This is a genomic window from Bradyrhizobium sp. UBA2491 (genome assembly GCF_002341725.1).
In the GTDB taxonomy this organism is placed as follows: Bacteria; Pseudomonadota; Alphaproteobacteria; order Rhizobiales; family Xanthobacteraceae; genus Bradyrhizobium.
This window is the reverse complement of the sequence record NZ_DDOP01000018.1, coordinates 50,374-66,540: the sequence shown is the minus strand read 5'-3', so window position 1 is coordinate 66,540 and position 16,167 is coordinate 50,374. Positions and strand designations below refer to the sequence as shown.

The window sequence follows — 16,167 nt, the reverse complement described above, 5'->3', positions numbered from 1 at the left end:
CACCATGCAACAGCCCGCTCAGATCAATGACCTCCGCGAGATGTCGGCGCGTGTCGGCAGGAACATGCTGCTGGTGCAAGGCGCCGGCGGCAATTCATCGGCAAAGGATGGCGATACGCTGTGGGTGAAGGCCTCCGGCACATGGCTGTCCGATGCCACCGACAAGGACATCTTCGTCCCGGTCGCGCTGTCCGCTGCCCTCGCCGCGCTGGACCAAGGCGACGAACGCGTGCCGCTCGCGCCGGGCGCCACGACGACATTGCGTGCCTCGATCGAGACCTCGCTGCATGCCTTGATGCCGCACCCGGTGGTGCTGCACGTCCACTCCGTCAACACGATCGCCTGGGCGGTGCGCACCGACGCGCCTGCCGAGCTCACACGCCGGCTCGCCGGCCTCAACTGGCGCTATCTCGATTATTGTCATCCGGGATTGCCGCTGGCCCAGGCGGTGAGCGCGGCGATCGCACGCGAACCCGTCGATGTCCTGATCCTCGGCAATCACGGCCTCGTCGTCGGCGCCACGACCTGCGAAGCCGCGGAAGCCATGGTGGCCGACGTCGAGCAGCGCCTCGCGCTGATACCGCGTGAGGCATTGGCAGCCGACAGCGACGCGCTGCGCAGCATCTGCGCCGGCACCGACTATCGGGTGCCATCCGATCCGCGCTGCCATGGCATCGCCACCGATCGGCACAATCTCGCGGTCGCCACCGGCGGCTCGCTCTATCCCGATCATGTCGTGTTCCTGGGGCGGGCGATGCCGACCCTCGGGCACGGCGACAGTCTCCGCGCAGCGGACTTGAAGAAGACCGATGCGCCGCCGCCGGTCGCTGTCCTGATCCCCGGGATCGGCAGCGTGATCCGCAAGGATGCCAGCGCCGGCGCCGAAGCGATGCTGAGCTGCCTCGCGCTGGTGACCTGCCGCCTGCCGCCGAACGCTCCGATCCATTATCTGACCGAGCAGAACGAGAACGCCCTCCTCAATTGGGACGCCGAACGCTACCGCCAGCAACTCACCGCCAGCCGCTGAGTGCGGCTACAGGCTCGCCTGCCGGGGACCGGCGATAGTGGCGTTCGCCGCCGCCGCGAGCGGCTGGCGGCCGAGGATGAAGTCGGCGCCCTTCTCTGCGATCATCACCGTCGGCGCGTTGGTGTTGCCCGACACCAGCCGCGGCATGATCGAGGCGTCGATCACCCGCAGGCCCTCGAGGCCGTGCACGCGAAGCTGGTCGTCGACGACGGCGAGCGGATCGGAGCCCATCTTGCAGGTGCCGACTGGATGATAGATGGTTTCGCAGCTTTGCCGGACGTAGCTGTCGATAGCGGCATCCGACGTTGCGCGCGAACCCGGCGCGTATTCCTCGCCGCGATAGGGATCGAACGCCTTCTGCGCGATGATCTCGCGGCCGACCCTGATGCCGTCGCGCATGTTGCGCACGTCCTCCGGCGCCTGAAGATAGTTCGGGCGGATCGCGGGATGCTTGAGAGGATCGGCCGAGGTGATCATGATCGAGCCGCGGCTCTCGGGCCGCGCGATGTTGAAATAGGCCATGAAGCCGTGCTCGTTGACGATCTTGCGGCCGTGGTCGCCATAGATCAGCAGCACGAAGAAGAATTGCAGATCCGGCGCCACTAGATCGGTCTGCGATTTGAGGAACGCCATTGCCTCCAGCCCGTGCGATGTCGCAGGACCGGTCCTGGTCAGCACATACTGGATGAAGGCCGCGGTGGCGCCGAGCGGCTTGGTATGCTTGAGGAACGAGATCGGCTGGGTGCAACGCTGCTTCACGCCGCAGGCGAGGTGATCTTGCAGATTCTGCCCGACGCCCTTGAGCTCGTGCACGACCTTGATGCCGAGCGAATGCAGCTGATCGCCGTCGCCGATGCCCGACAGCTGCAACAATTGCGGTGAGTTGATCGCGCCGCCGGCCAGGATCACCTCGCGTTCGGCCCGCAGCGTGTGGACCTGGCCGCCCTTGATGTATTCGACGCCGACGGCGCGCCCGCCTTCGACCAGGATGCGCGAGGCCAGCGCCTTGGTGATCACCGTGAGATTGGGACGGTTCATCACCGGATGCAGATAGCAGCGCGCAACGCTGGCGCGCTTGTTATCTGCGATCGTCGAATCGACCGGACCAAAGCCTTCCTGTTCGGCACCGTTGAAATCATCGGTCGCGGGATAGCCGGCCTGCTTGCCTGCCTCGAACCAGGCCCTGGTCAGGGGATGGGTCAATTCCGGCAGCCGGCTGGTGCGCAGCGGGCCGTCGGCGCCATGATAATCGTCGGCGCCCAACTGGCGGCCTTCGGAGCGGATGAAATACGGCAGGCAGTCGGCATAGGACCAGCCGCGATTGCCGAGCTGCGCCCACATGTCATAGTCGGAGGCATGGCCGCGGATGTAGACCATGCCGTTGATCGAGCTTGATCCGCCCAGCACCTTGCCGCGCGGCCAGAACAGCACCCGATTGTCGAGATGCGGCTGCGGATCGGTGTGGTAGTGCCAATCGACGCTGCCGGATTTCATCAGCGCGAGGTATCCCGCCGGCATGTGGATGAAGGGATTGCTATCTTTGCCGCCTGCCTCGAGCAGCACGACCTGATTCTCGGGAACCTCCGACAGGCGGTTTGCCAGGACGCATCCGGCAGAGCCGGCGCCCACAATGACGTAATCCACCATGGTCTCCTCCATCTTCTTCTTCGCGTTTCTGCGAGGCGACCCGGCGAGCTAGGCTCGCATCAGGGTCCGTGGCTTGGACTCGTCGGAGCCGTTGATGACCTTGCCTGTCGCGGGATCGAAGAGGCGGATCCTGTCGAGCGCCGGCACCAGCCTGATCACGTCGTCCGGCGACAGCTCAAGGCGATCCTGCGTGATGGCGCAGACCTCTTGCCCGCCGAGATCGGCATAGATGTGAATCTCGGGTCCGGTCGGCTCGACCACGGAAACCTTGGCGGGGATGCCCTCGCTGCCGGTGCCGGGCCGCAGATGCTCGGGCCGAATCCCGTACTTGACGACCTGCCCCGCGGTGACGTTCGCGCCGGGAGGCAGCGGCAGCGTGACGCCGTTGGCACGCACGACCGGCCGTCCCGCCTCCACGGCAACCTCGCCGGACAGGAAGTTCATCGCAGGCGATCCGATGAACTCGGCGACAAACAGATTCGCCGGGCGGTCGTAGATCTCGAGCGGCTTGCCGATCTGCTCGATCATGCCGTCGCGCAGGACCACGATCGTATCGGCCATCGTCATGGCCTCGATCTGGTCGTGCGTGACATAGATCGTGGTGGTCGCAAGCTTGTGATGCAGCTCCTTGATCTCGGTGCGCATCTGCACGCGCAGCTTGGCGTCGAGGTTCGACAACGGCTCGTCGAACAGGAACACGGAAGGGTCGCGCACGATCGCGCGCCCCATCGCGACGCGCTGACGCTGGCCGCCTGACAGCTGCCTCGGCTGGCGATCCAGATAGGGCGTGAGATTGAGGATCGATGCCGCCCACTCCACCTTGCGCCGGATCTCCTCCTTCGGGCGCTTCTTGAGCTGCATCGAGAACGCCATGTTGTCGAACACGGTCAGGTGCGCGTAGAGCGCGTAGTTCTGGAACACCATCGCGATGTTGCGATCCTTCGGATGCAGGTCGTTGACCACGACGTTGCCGATGCTGATCTCGCCCGCGGTGATCGCCTCGAGGCCGGCGACCATCCGCAGCAGGGTCGACTTGCCGCAACCCGAGGGGCCCAGCAGCACGACGAATTCGCCATTGGCGATGGAGAGATCGACGCCGTGGAGAACCTCGAAGCCGCCGTAGGACTTGCGCACATTGCTGATTGTGACCGATGCCATGCCTTGACCTTCCCGCTATGCGGCTGCCCTCGCCGACAATATCCGCTCGGCAATCTCGACGAAGCCTTCGGCACCCCGCTTGCTGGCGACAAAGGCCGGAGCCGCGGCCATCGCGCCCTCGAAATCCCGCACATTCGCAACACCGCAGGCGTAGGGAAAGAAGCCGAACATCGGCGCATCGTTCGGGCTGTCGCCGCAGAACACGATACGATCCCTCGCCTCGTCGAGATCGAGGCCGAGCCTTTCGCGCAGAAATATCCGGGTCATCGCCAGCTTGTCATAGCGGCCGAACCATCCGTTGACATGGATCGAGGAGACCTTGGCGATGCCGCCGGCGTTCTCGAACAGATAGACGATCTTGTCGACGGCAGCGCGCGGCAGCGGCGGCACGTCCTCGCAGACGTCGATCGCAAGGTCGGCCTCGCGGTAGAGCTGATCGGCGGAGATCGCCGCACCCGGGACCTCGGACAGGATCCGCTCGCCGAGCGCCAGCAATCTGCGGCGATTGGCGGCGCGCTCCGCCTCGGTCGCGATGAACTTGCGAACCATTTTCCGCGCCACCGGATCGTGCCGGAAGTAGAACGCGCCGTTCTCGCCGATCACGCCGTCGACCGGCCAGAACCGCGCAATCATGTCGCACCAGCCCGCAGGCCGGCCGGTCACCGGGACCACCGCGAGGCCAGCACCGCGCAACCGCTCCAGCGCGGCATAGGAGGCCGCAGGAAGCTGACCATCGGTGGTCAGCGTATCGTCGATGTCGGTCAGCACGCAGACGGCACGGCGGGCGGCTTCGTCAGGAAAACTTGCAATCGGCTTCATGACGGCACGTCTTCCGCAAACGCCGCCAGACGGGCGTTCCAGTCGAGGAGTTTTGGCCAGAGGTCGGCATGGATGGCGCGAAACTCGGCATAACGCGCAACATTCCTCGGTTCGGGCTGGAATATCCTTGCCGGCGGTTTGGTCATCGCCGCGGCGGCTTCGGCGATCGTGCCGTACCAGCCCGCTCCCTTGGCGGCCGCGATCGCAGCGCCAAGCGACGACGCTTCCCGCGCCGGCGAACGGCACACCGGACGCCCCGACGCATCGGCCAGGATTTGTAGCCAGAGGTCGCTGTCCGAACCGCCACCGATAGCCGCGAGCTGGCTGATCTCGCCTCCGGTCACCGCCACGATCCGTTCGATCTGGCCGGCGACCTCGAGCGCGATCCCTTCCAGCAAGGCACGATAGATCGCGCCGCGCCGGGTCGAGCCCGACAATCCGGCGATCACGCCACGTGCATAGGGATCCCAATAGGGCGTCATGCAACCGAGCCAATACGGCAGCACCACGACGCCGCCGGCTCCGATCGGGCACGCCGCCGCCTCAGCCTCCAGCGCCTTGAAAATGTTTCGCTGCGCCGCCGGATCGGCACCGAGCATCTCCCGCGCCATCCAGTCGATCAGAAACGTTCCGGTGCGGATGCACTGCTCGTAGATGTAGCCATCGTCGCACACCGCCTTCTCGGTACGAAACGCGCGGTCGTAAGCGTAGTTGCGGCCGTAGCTTCCTGAGACCACCGCGGTACCCAGATTGATGTAGGCGCTTCCCGGAGACGTCACGCCGGCGCCGGTGCTGGCACACTGACCGTCACCACCGCCGGCGATGACGGCTGTACCCGCCGACAGGCCGGTGAAGGCGGCCGCCGCGTGCGTGACCTCTCCCATCCGGGCTCCGGGCCGGGCCAGCGCCGGCAATTTCCCGATCGCGATACCCGCGGCATCGAGGATAGCTTCTGACCAGAGACCGCTCGTCATGTCGAGCAAGCCGGTCGGATCGGCCGATGCCGTCGATGTCCGCCATTGGCCGGTCAGGCAATGCGTCAGATAGCCGTGGACTTCGGCGAACCGCGCCGCGCGCGCGAAGATCTCGGGCTCCTGTTCCGCCATCCAGATGATGCGATAGAGGCATGGCAGAACATCGAGCGGCTTGCCGGAAATCGCATGAACGCGCTCGGCCCCAAATGATTGGCCGAACCGAACGACCTGGGCGCGCGCGCGCTCGTCGAGCCAGGTCATGCCGGGCCTGATCGCGGCCCCGTCTTCGGTGAACGCGCTGAAGGTCTCGCGCTGATTGGAGATCGCCACGGCGGCGATCCGTCTGGCATCGACCTGATCGGTGATGCTGCGCAGCGCGGCCGCCGCCGCGTCCCACCAGTCATCCGGGTTCTGCTCGAAATATCCCGGATGCGGATTGGCGAGGCCGATGGCCTTGCGTCCTTCCGCGACGGCACGGCCGCTGCGGTCCCAGGCGATCGCCTTGGTCGCGGAGGTCGAGCTGTCGATACCGATCACCAGATCCTGGGTCATTCCATCTCGCTTCAAAAGAAGCGAAGGCGAGCTGCGCCGCCTTCGCGAACTTTTGCACCGCGGGCCTCAGAGCAGGCCGGCGTCCTTCACCTTGGCGTCGATGTCCTTCGCCAAGGCGTCCATGCATTTCTGCGGATCGCCGCCATAGGCCTGGCCGGTGAGCAGCTTGCCGAGCTCGGTCGGGATCTCGTTGGTCGACAGGCCGGCCCACAGCGCCATGTGCGGCTCGGTGGCCATGGCGTTGTCGATCACCCATTTCACCGTTTCGAGATGCCGCGTCGTGCCCGGGCCGACCTTGGCCTTGGCCTTGACGCGCGGATCGGCGAACGACGAGTTCCGCATCGGCGCAAAGCCGCCAAGCAGCGTGCAGCGTGTCATGATCTCCTTGCAGCAACCCCACTGCATGAAGATCCACGCCGCTTCCTTGTTCTTGGAGTATTTCGACAGCGAGATGCACGAGCCGCCCTGATGGCCGAGATTCGGTTGCTCGTTGAAGCCGGCATCGGCCGGCGCGCGCAGCTTCTTCGCCGTCAGCGGCTTGGCCGGCTCCCACAGACCCTTGACCTTGGAGTCGTCCGCATCGAGACCCGGGAAGAATTCGTCCCAGCTCTGCACCAGCGCCACCTGGCCGGAATGCATCATCTCGAACTGGCCATCCCAGGTCGATGCCGTGGAGTTCGGCGGCGACACCTTCAGGAGCTCCTGGTACCACTTCAATCCGGCAACGCCCTGCTCATCATTGCCCGAGAATTTCTTGTTCTTGTTGAAGATCGAGCCGCCATGGCCCCACACGGCCTGGCTCCAGTCGCATTCCAGCGAATAGTGGCCCGACTTCGCCTGCAAGCCGGTGCCGAAGATTCCGTTGCTCTTCTCGGCCTCGCTGATCTGCCTCGCGGCCACCAGGAAGTCTTCGTAGGTGGTCGGCACCGCGATCTTGTGCTTCTCCAGGATGTCCTTGCGGTACATCAGGGTGAAGATCGGAATGTCGAAGGGGATGCCCATCCACTGCCCGTCGACCTGGGCGACATTCTTGACCAGCGGCTTGGAGAAATCGTCCCAATCGAAATCGGGCATCGCAAGCTCGGGCTTGTCCTTGTAGTAGGCGACCGGATCGATGCAATCCGGCTGGAACATCGAAATCCAGGATTGATCGAGATAATAGAGATCGTAGGAGCCGAGCTGGCCCTGCACGTCCTGCGTCGCCTTGGCGAGCACCTGCTCGAGCGGCACGATCTCGACCTCGACCTCGATGCCGGTCGGATCGGTGAACTCCTTCTTGATCTGGTTGAGCACCACCGACGGCGGCGTCGATTCGGTCGAGTAGCGGATCTTGGCGCCCTTGAACTTGCTGCCGACATCCTTCAGCCATTTGGCCTGGTTGTCCGGCAGGCCGTCGGCATAGGCCTCGGTGCCGATCAAACTGCTGCCCCGGCGCAGGCCGCGCGGATTGCCGAGCATGCCGAGACCGAAGGCTGAAAAGCCGACGCCCGCCAATCCCATCCTGCGCAGGAATTCGCGCTTGGAGATCTGCCGGTTGGTATATGCGTTCGCACTATCGACGATGAATGTCTGCTGGTCGAATTTCTTGAAACTCATTGATACCTCCTCCCAACGTTTGTTGACTTTCTGGTCTCGGTCTGCGCGCCTACTCCTTGAGTGACCCGAGGGTCAGGCCGCGGACAAGCTGCTTCTGAACGAGCAAGATGAAGATGAAGCTCGGGATCACGGCGGTGGTGCCGAGCGCCGCGATGAAGCCCCATTCCGAGCCCGTCGAGGTGACGAAGGTCGTGATCTTGACCGGCAATGTGCGGATCGAATTGGTCAGGAACAGCGACAGCAGGAATTCGGTCCACGAGAAGATGAAGCAAAGCACGGCGGTGGCGGCGACACCGCCCTTCACCATCGGCAGCACGACGCGCCAGAAGATCTGCAACCGCGTGGCGCCATCGATCATGGCGGCCTCGTCGACATCGACAGGGACGTCGTCGTAGAACGATTTCATCAGCAGGACGGCGATCGGCAGGTTGATCAGCGTGTCGACCATGATCAACCCGAGCCGGGTGTCGAGCAGCGACATGTAGTGGAACATGAAGACGACCGGCACGATGATCGCGATCGGCGGCATGAAGCGCTGCGACAGGATCCAGTTCAGATAGGCCTGCCGCCAGCGGAATCGCATCCGCGACAGCGCATAGGCCGCCAGCACCGCCAGCAGCAGGGTCAACGCGGTCGCGCCGACCGCAATCAGCAGCGAGTCGATGATGGTCTGACGGCTGTCATAGGAGCTTGCGCCGCCGACGCCGAAGGTATTGCCAGACTCGATCGCGAGCTCCGCCCGCGACTTGCCGAGCATGGTTACGGCATAGTTCACCAGCGTCGGCTTGAAGTTGAACCAGACGATCTCGTCCTTGTCGAAGATCGCCGACGTGGGCTTGAACGAGGTGAGCGCCCACCAGAACAGCGGGAACATGAATATGCCGACCACGAGCACAGCGGCCACGTCGCGCAATCGCTTCTGCCAGAAGGTTTCCTGCATCAGAACCGCACCTTGAACAGCTTGATGAAGATGGTCGAGGTGACGATCACCAGGAGCAGCGTGAACAGCGAGATCGTCGAGGCGTAGGGGAAGTCGGCATTCTTGAAGTAGATGGTGCCGGCGTAGGAGGTCAGCGTCTCCGTGGCGGTGCCCGGTCCGCTGTCGGTCATCACCTTGACGTAGTCATAGATGCGGAACAGGTCGACGCCGCGGATCAGAACCGCGAGCGCGATGATCCTGGAGAGCATCGGCAGCGTCAGGCGGAAAAAGGCTTGCCTTGGGGTTGCTCCGTCGATCGCGGCGGCCTCGAACGGCTCCTTCGGCAGGGCGCGCAGCCCCGCGAGCATGATCAGCACCATGAACGGCGTCCACTGCCAGATGTCGGCGAGCAGAACGCCGGCCAGCGCCGAGTTGCTGGAAGCGAGGATCGGATATTGCGGTGGCCACAGCCCGAGCGAGACCAGCCCCATGCTGAGCACGCCGAACGAGCCGTCCAGCATCAGCAGGAACATCATGCCGGTGACCGCGGGCGGCACCACCAGGGGCAGCGTCATCAGCGCGCGGAGCAATCCGTAGCCCTTCCGGTCGCTGTCGAGCAGCAGCGCGATGGCTAGGCCGAGGCAGAGTTCGATCAGCAGCGCGGTGATCGTGTACATATAGGTGTGGCCGATCGCACCCCACACCCGATCGTCGGCGAACAGCTTCCCCCAATTCCAGGTCGGGTTGAACACGTTCATCCGGGTGACCGGGTTGCGCTTGAAGAACGAGAGCCACAACGCATAGAGCAGCGGATAGACACCGAACGCCAGCAGCAGCGCGGTGATCGGCGCCAGCCACGGGAACGGATGTTCCGAGGTCAGAAACCGTGGCCAGACGCTGTGCCGCGTCGTGCCCGATACCGGCACGTCGACAGCCAGACTCCGCGCATGGTGCGACACCATTGACGTTTCCTCGCGCATCGCTTTTCTCTCGGCGCCGGGCTCTTTCGGCCCAGTTCGCTGTCTTGTTTCAGGGCCGGCGTGATACTCCGGATCGGTGAGGCCGGGCCGCGCGTGGCACCAGCGCTCGCGCCGTTGCCACGTCGGTGACCAGAATTGTTGCGTAGTTGCTGTTGAGCGCGGCGTAGACCGCATCGACCTTGTCGCTGCCGCCGGCAATGCAGATGCGCTCCGGCACCTTCGCGATCTCGTCGAGCGTCAGGCCGATCATCTGGTTGTCGAGCGCGCCGAGGATCGGCTCGCCTTCCCTGCCGATAAAACGTCCACTGACCACGCCAACGGCGCCACGCGCCAGATACGGTCCAATATTCTCGGGCGACATGTAGCCGCTGCGCATCGCGGTGCCGGCGTCGTCGACGCTGCCGACGCCGAACAGCACCTTGTTGCTCGATCGAATGATCTTGAAGGTTTCGACCAGCGCCGGCTCCTGCATGAACAGGCGCTTGATCTGGGCGGTCGAAACGATACCCGGCGCATGCAGATTGACGCAGCGCGCACCAAGCCGGTTGGCGATGTTGGAGGTGCACAATTCCGGCGAGAATTCCGTGGTGCCGATCGAGCAGCCGGTGATCTGGGCGACGGTGACGCCCGGAAGCTTCATTTCGGGCAACGACGTCGACAGCGCCTGCACCGTGCGGCCCCACGATACGCCCAGCACATCGTCGGGCTGCAGCCGCTCGATCAGAAGTTTCGCGCCGGCCATGCCGATCCGTTCATGCACCGGCAGGCGGCCGCCGTCATCGGGCACGACGAGACAGCTGGTGAGCCCATATGCGTCGGCCAGTTCGCGCGCGAGGCCGATGGTTTGCAAATGCCGTGACGACACCGCGATCGTGACGATGTTGCGGTCGCGGGCCTCCTGAAGGAAGTTCACGACCGAGGCGCGCGAGACGCCGAGTTGATCGGCGACCTCCTCCTGCGTCATGCCCTCTTCGTAATAGAGCCACGCCGCCCATACGACAGGATCGCTGTCGAACTCTGCGGGGATCGACAACGCCCTGCGCTTGATACGCGGCGGCGTCACCTGGCGTTGCAGCGTCTTGGTCATTAGCGATCCGGCATCAACGTCGTCGTTCACAAAATGCACATCGTATTGACAATTGTCAATCAGCCCGATTAATTGCCATCACGATTTGTCAAATGTCACGATCGGGCCGCGACGGCGATGCTGCGGCGCAGGACTTGCCCGGGATTTTGCCGATGTCACAGCACAACTGGACCGCGCTGATCGACGATCTGGTGGCAGGCCGCTGGATCAATCCGCTCACCGGTGCAGCGGTAAGGGTGCCTTACGATTCCATCGTGATCGAAGACAGCCTCGAGGGACGGGAGGCCGAACTGGTCGCCGCCTTGAGACTCGGACATCGCCTTGCTTTGGTCGCCGACGAGGCGACGTATGGGGCGATGGGCGCGCGCGTTGCCAAGGCGCTGGGCGAACTCGGTCCGGTCGAGACCGTCGTGCTCGATCATCCCCACGCTGACATGGCCGAGGTCCGCAGCCTGACGGAAAAGTTGCGCGGGTATGACGCGGTCGTCGCGGTCGGCTCCGGCACGGTCAACGACCTCTGCAAATACGTGACGGGGCTGGACGACCGGCGCTATTGCGTGTTCGCCACCGCCGCCTCGATGAACGGCTACACATCCTCCACGGCATCGCTCACCCTCGACAGCGGCTTGAAGGTGTCGCTGCCCTCGCACACGCCTGCGGGATTCTTCGTCGACCTCAAGGTGTCCGCCGCCGCGCCGCCCTACCTCGCCGCCTCCGGCTTCGCGGATTGCCTCGCCCGCTCGGTTGCGCAGACCGACTGGTGGATGTCGCACCGGCTGCTGGGCACCGCCTATTTCCAGGAGCCTTACACGATCCAGGCCGCCGACGAGGTCGAGCTCAACCAGCGCGCCGGCAATCTGCCCAAGGGCGACATCGAGGCGATGGGATATCTCTATCGCGTGCTGACCCTGTGCGGCCTCGGCATCTCCTTTACCGGCGTGTCGCATCATGGCTCGATGGGCGAGCACCAGATCTCCCACTACATCGATTGCTTCGCGGGTGAACGTCATCCCGGTTCCCTGCATGGCCAGCAGGTGGGCATCGCGGCGTTGAGCATGGCGCGGCTACAGCAGCAGATGCTCGCCGCCGATCGTCCTCTGTCAGTTCATGCGACCCACATCGATTTGGCCGACATGAAGCGCCGTTTCGGCGCGGAAGTCGCCCTGCAATGCGAGGCCGAGTTGAAGCAGAAGGCGTTCGACCAGGATGGCGCCATCGCGTTCAACCGCAAGCTGGAGGATGCATGGCCCGAGCTCCGGCGCGAGCTCTCCGCCTTTACGATTCCGGTTCACGAAATGAAGCGGCTGTTGTCAGCCGCCGGCGGTGCCACGACGGCAACCGAGCTCGGCGTGCCGGTGGACTTCTATCGCGAAGCCATCGTGCATTGTCGGGAGATGCGTAACCGCTTTTCCTTCCTCGACATTGCCGCGGATGCCGGAACGCTGGAGGCATTTGCGCAAGGCGAAAATTGATCGGAGGGCCCTGACATGACTGCAAAGCCGCTCGTCGCCGTGACCGGTGCCAGTTCCGGCATCGGAGAAGCCACCGCCCGCGCCTTTTCTGCGGCCGGCCATCCCGTCCTGCTGATGGCGCGCCGGATCGAACGGCTGGATGCCATGCGCCTGCCCAATTCGATCTGCCGCAAGGTAGATGTGCGCGATCGCGCCGCGCTGACCGCCGCCGTGCGGGACGCCGAGGCAGCGTTCGGCCCGGTCGACATGATGTTCGCCAATGCTGGCATTGCCAGGCTCGGGGACATCGGCAAGCAGGATCCGGCCGACTGGGATGAGATGATCGCGATCAACGTCAACGGCGTCATGAACAGCGTGCATGCCGTGATGTCGGGCATGATGGCGCGCCGCCACGGCACGCTCGTGATGATGAGCTCGATCGCGGGGCGAAAGGTCTATCCCGACCACACGGTCTATTGCGGCACCAAATTCTTCGTGCACGGGGTCTCCGAGAGTCTTCGTGAATATCTGTCCGGCTACGACGTCCGCGTTCTCGTCGTTTCGCCCGGCATCATCGAGACCGAGGTGCTGGGCGGCGTGAGGGACCCGAACACGCTCGCGAACTACAAGGCGAACAAGGCAGCGATCGGCGGCGGCATCGGGGCGGAGCACGTCGCGAAGCTGATCCTCGACGCCTACAACCTGCCGCAAAACGCGCTGGTGCAGGAGATCTGCATCACGCCGACCCGACAGAAATACTGAGCGCGCCAGCGCTCGCTTCCAGGAGCCGATCATGACCGACACCGAACTTCAGCTGCGCGAGGCGATCATCGCGAAGTGCCGCTGGATGAATGCAACCGGGCTGAACCAGGGAACGTCCGGCAACATTTCGGCACGCCATGGCAACACCATGCTGATCTCGCCGTCCGCGACGCCATACGATTCCCTTACCCCCGACATGATCGCCGCGATGCCGATCGACGGCGAATACGGATCGTGGAAGGGGCCGCTCAAGCCCTCCACCGAATGGCGCTTCCATCTCGACATCATGAAGGCCCGGCCGGACGTCGGCGGGATCGTGCACACCCATTCGACCTACGCCACCGTACTGGCGATCGCGCGCAAGGAGATTCCGGCGTGCCACTACATGATGGCAGCGTTCGGCGGCATGAACGTCCGTCTCGCCGATTATGCGAGGTTCGGCACCGCGGAGCTGTCCGAGCATGCGCTCGCCGCGCTCGAAGGCCGCACCGCCTGCCTGCTCGCCAATCACGGAATGATCGCCACGGGTGCGTCGCTCGACAAGGCGATGTGGCTCGCCGTCGAGCTCGAGACGATCGCCCGGCAATATTATCTGACGCTGGCAATCGGTGGGCCGGTGCTGTTGAACGAAGCCCAGATCGGCGAGACTGCCGCCGCCTTCGGCAGTTACGGCGTGCAGGATCCACCAGTCGGAAATTTACAGGCATAGCGGCACCGCCGAGAGGCATCATGTGATCAGCTTGGCTCCGATCGGAATCCGGACGGAAGAAGCTGCGGCCACGGCACCGCTCGCGGTCGGAGCATGGTCATGAAACGCATCGCCGGGTTACGCGAGATCGCAGATCAGTTCGACCTCTTCCTGATCGAGCAGTATGGCGTGCTGCACGACGGCGTCGCCGCCTACCCCCGCACGATCGACGGATTGGCGAAGATCGCGGCCTGCGGCCGAAAGATCATCATCCTGACGAACTCCGGAAAATGCGCGGCAGCAAACCGGGCAGACCTCCACGCGCTGGGTTTTGCCGGCTCTTGCCTGAGCGGCATCGTCAGCTCGGGCGACGTGGCCCTGCAATGCGTCAAGAGCGGGGTATTGGGGCCACCCTTCGCGACGGGCGCAGCCGTTTGCGTGATCGGCGATCCCGACGACCGCTATGCCTTTTCGTCGGATGACTTCGAACTGGTCGACCAACCGCAAGACGCCGCCTTTCTGGTGTTTGCCGGATCCGACATACCGCGGGTCTCGCTGCGGGCCTATCAAGATGTGCTGGCAAGTCCCGCCAGAGCGCACGTGCCCGCGATCTGCATCAATCCGGATATCGCGACGATCCGCCATGGCGAGATCGTGCCGGCAGCAGGAGCCATCGCGAGGCTCTACGAGGATCTCGGCGGCGCGGTCGAGTATATCGGCAAGCCGCATCTGCTGATCTTCGCACACGCGATCGCATCCGCCGAATTGCAGCCCGGCGCGCGGCTCGTGATGGGCGATAGCCCGCATCATGACGTGGCCGGCGCAAGGCCGATGGGACTATCGACGCTTCAGGTCCAAAGCGAGAATTATCGCCATTTGCCAAAGTGCCGATTGCTGCGTCTGTGCGACCGATCCGACGGCGTCCCGGATTTCGTTATCCCGGCCTTCGCATGGTGAATGCCAGCCGCGACTCGCGCCCGGCTGGGATACCAGCCTGACGGGCTCGCCCCGACGCCATGAATTGTGTATTCAGGTCTGGCGGAACGCCGGGGATGTCGCGAGTCTCACACGATGATCGACGAGAAGAAGCTCGAAGAGCGCCTGGTCGTGCTCGAGGCAGCCAAGTCCTGGAGCCCGCGCGTCGTCTCGCGGCTGGAGACGCTGCTGCGCTCCGGCCCGGACGAGGCGCTGTACCGTATCAATCCGATCCAATTCGCCGATGAGAAGTCGATCGCCGAAGCTGAGGGGATCGATCTTTTCCTCCATGCCTGTGTCGCCGGGCTGTTCGACATGGATTGGCTCCTGGTGTGTCCGATGTGCTCCGACGTCGTCGAGAGCTTCCGGAGCCTGCGCAAGCTGCACACGCATTTCCACTGCCATCTCTGTCAAAGCGATTACGACGCCGCGCTCGACGATTACATCACCGTGACGTTCACGGTTTCGCCGGCGGTGCGCGGCATCCGCTTCCACAAGCCGGAGGCGCTTTCGGCCTGGGATTACGTCTTCCACTACAAGCTGACGTCGGGCGGCCTCATGCCGGACGGGGTGCCGTGGAACGAGACCGCAAAAGGCCTGGTGCGGGTGCTTACCCGCATCGAACCGGGTTCGACCGCAAGCCTCGAGGTCGACGCCACCGAAGGCGCGCTGTTCGGCCAGGATTTCGACAGCGACGCCCAATTCCTTTTTCCGGTGACGGAGGGAGTGGGCACAACGCCTGCCGGCGTGCGGGTCACGCTCGACCACGGTAGTTGCACAGCCACTGCCGCAAGCATCGCACCGGGCAAGGTCACCTTCGAGGTTCACAACGCTGGCAAGCTGCCGGTCGTCTTCGGCATCTTGCAACTTCCGGCAGCGGCATCTGAGCGACCGAGGCTTCGCTTCCCGGCATACCTGTCCGGCAAGCGGCTGCTGATGACCCAAACTTTCCGCGATTTCTTCCGTTCGGAGGTGATCGGCGCGACCGAAGGCATCGCGGTTCTCGACGTGACGCTGGTGTTCACCGATCTCAAGGGCTCGACCGCGCTCTACGAGCGAATCGGCGACCTCAACGCCTACATCCAGGTACAGCGGCACTTCCAGCACCTCCTCGACGTCACGGTCCGGCACAATGGCGCCGTCACCAAGACGATTGGCGACGCCGTGATGGCGGCGTTCTCGACTGCGGCCGATGCCGTGCAGGCGGCGCTGGAGATGCGCGAGGCGGTCGACGAACTCAATCGCGACCGTTCGCAGCGCGATTTCATCCTCAAGATCGGCGTGCATCGCGGCGCCTCGATCGCGGTCACGCTCAACGAGCGGCTCGATTACTTCGGCCAGACGGTGAACATCGCCGCGCGGGTGCAGAACCTCGCCGATGGCGACGAGATCTGCATCACCGAGGACGTCTACCGCGCGCCTGAAGTGGCCGAGATCATCGCGCCATACCCGGTGACGAGCAGCGAGGCGGAGCTCAAGGGCGTCAGCAAGGCCATGCCGGTCTATCATCTCGCCCGGGCATGATCCGAGAT

General features: G+C 64.2%; 14 protein-coding genes. 6 read left to right on the top strand and 8 right to left on the bottom strand.

Annotated elements, in window-relative coordinates:
* The first annotated feature begins 4 nt into the window (after window positions 1–4).
* A complete protein-coding gene (locus B2W55_RS06025) occupies window positions 5–1,027 on the top strand; it encodes a class II aldolase/adducin family protein (protein ID WP_024579825.1) in 1,023 nt (340 codons plus the stop codon).
* Between the two features lie 6 nt (window positions 1,028–1,033).
* Here B2W55_RS06025 and B2W55_RS06020 read toward each other — a convergent pair whose 3' ends face one another.
* The 8 genes from B2W55_RS06020 to B2W55_RS05985 all read right to left on the bottom strand — a co-directional run bounded on the left by B2W55_RS06020 (window position 1,034) and on the right by B2W55_RS05985 (window position 10,759).
* A complete protein-coding gene (locus B2W55_RS06020) occupies window positions 1,034–2,674 on the bottom strand; it encodes a choline dehydrogenase (protein WP_024579824.1) in 1,641 nt (546 codons plus the stop codon).
* Window positions 2,675–2,722: 48 nt separating this feature from the next.
* The gene (locus B2W55_RS06015) at window positions 2,723–3,832 is read right to left on the bottom strand and encodes an ABC transporter ATP-binding protein (RefSeq protein ID WP_024579823.1); all 1,110 of its coding nucleotides are present in this window, start codon (window positions 3,830–3,832) and stop codon (window positions 2,723–2,725) included.
* A 15-nt stretch (window positions 3,833–3,847) separates the two neighbouring features.
* The gene (locus B2W55_RS06010; protein ID WP_024579822.1) at window positions 3,848–4,651 is read right to left on the bottom strand and encodes an HAD-IIB family hydrolase; all 804 of its coding nucleotides are present in this window, start codon (window positions 4,649–4,651) and stop codon (window positions 3,848–3,850) included.
* Window positions 4,648–6,177: an FGGY-family carbohydrate kinase gene (locus B2W55_RS06005; protein WP_024579821.1), complete on the bottom strand. Its 1,530-nt coding sequence runs from the start codon at window positions 6,175–6,177 to the stop codon at window positions 4,648–4,650. Before B2W55_RS06005 ends, B2W55_RS06010 begins: the two co-directional genes overlap by 4 nt.
* A 66-nt stretch (window positions 6,178–6,243) precedes the next feature.
* The gene (locus B2W55_RS06000; protein ID WP_024579820.1) at window positions 6,244–7,773 is read right to left on the bottom strand and encodes an ABC transporter substrate-binding protein; all 1,530 of its coding nucleotides are present in this window, start codon (window positions 7,771–7,773) and stop codon (window positions 6,244–6,246) included.
* A 49-nt stretch (window positions 7,774–7,822) separates the two neighbouring features.
* Complete coding sequence (locus B2W55_RS05995; protein WP_024579819.1) at window positions 7,823–8,713, bottom strand: carbohydrate ABC transporter permease; 891 nt, start codon at window positions 8,711–8,713, stop codon at window positions 7,823–7,825.
* Window positions 8,713–9,654: a carbohydrate ABC transporter permease gene (locus tag B2W55_RS05990; protein ID WP_024579818.1), complete on the bottom strand. Its 942-nt coding sequence runs from the start codon at window positions 9,652–9,654 to the stop codon at window positions 8,713–8,715. Before B2W55_RS05990 ends, B2W55_RS05995 begins: the two co-directional genes overlap by 1 nt.
* 67 nt (window positions 9,655–9,721) lie before the next feature.
* Window positions 9,722–10,759 carry a sugar-binding transcriptional regulator gene (locus B2W55_RS05985; RefSeq protein ID WP_024579817.1) on the bottom strand — a complete coding sequence of 346 codons (1,038 nt, stop codon included), beginning with the start codon at window positions 10,757–10,759 and terminating at the stop codon, window positions 9,722–9,724.
* A 152-nt stretch (window positions 10,760–10,911) separates the two neighbouring features.
* Here B2W55_RS05985 and B2W55_RS05980 point away from each other — a divergent pair, with 152 nt between their 5' ends.
* The 5 genes from B2W55_RS05980 (at window position 10,912) to B2W55_RS05960 (ending at window position 16,159) form a co-directional block, all read left to right on the top strand.
* On the top strand, window positions 10,912–12,231 hold the full coding sequence (locus B2W55_RS05980) for a sn-glycerol-1-phosphate dehydrogenase (protein WP_043855703.1): 1,320 nt from the start codon (window positions 10,912–10,914) through the stop codon (window positions 12,229–12,231).
* Between the two features lie 15 nt (window positions 12,232–12,246).
* Window positions 12,247–12,972 carry an SDR family oxidoreductase gene (locus tag B2W55_RS05975; RefSeq protein ID WP_024579815.1) on the top strand — a complete coding sequence of 242 codons (726 nt, stop codon included), beginning with the start codon at window positions 12,247–12,249 and terminating at the stop codon, window positions 12,970–12,972.
* A gap of 31 nt (window positions 12,973–13,003) precedes the next feature.
* Entirely contained in the window at window positions 13,004–13,681 is a 678-nt protein-coding gene (locus B2W55_RS05970) for a class II aldolase/adducin family protein (RefSeq protein ID WP_024579814.1), read from the top strand.
* Between the two features lie 99 nt (window positions 13,682–13,780).
* Window positions 13,781–14,617: a TIGR01459 family HAD-type hydrolase gene (locus B2W55_RS05965; protein ID WP_029878886.1), complete on the top strand. Its 837-nt coding sequence runs from the start codon at window positions 13,781–13,783 to the stop codon at window positions 14,615–14,617.
* Between the two features lie 114 nt (window positions 14,618–14,731).
* Entirely contained in the window at window positions 14,732–16,159 is a 1,428-nt protein-coding gene (locus B2W55_RS05960; protein WP_024579812.1) for an adenylate/guanylate cyclase domain-containing protein, read from the top strand.
* Window positions 16,160–16,167: the final 8 nt, after the last annotated feature.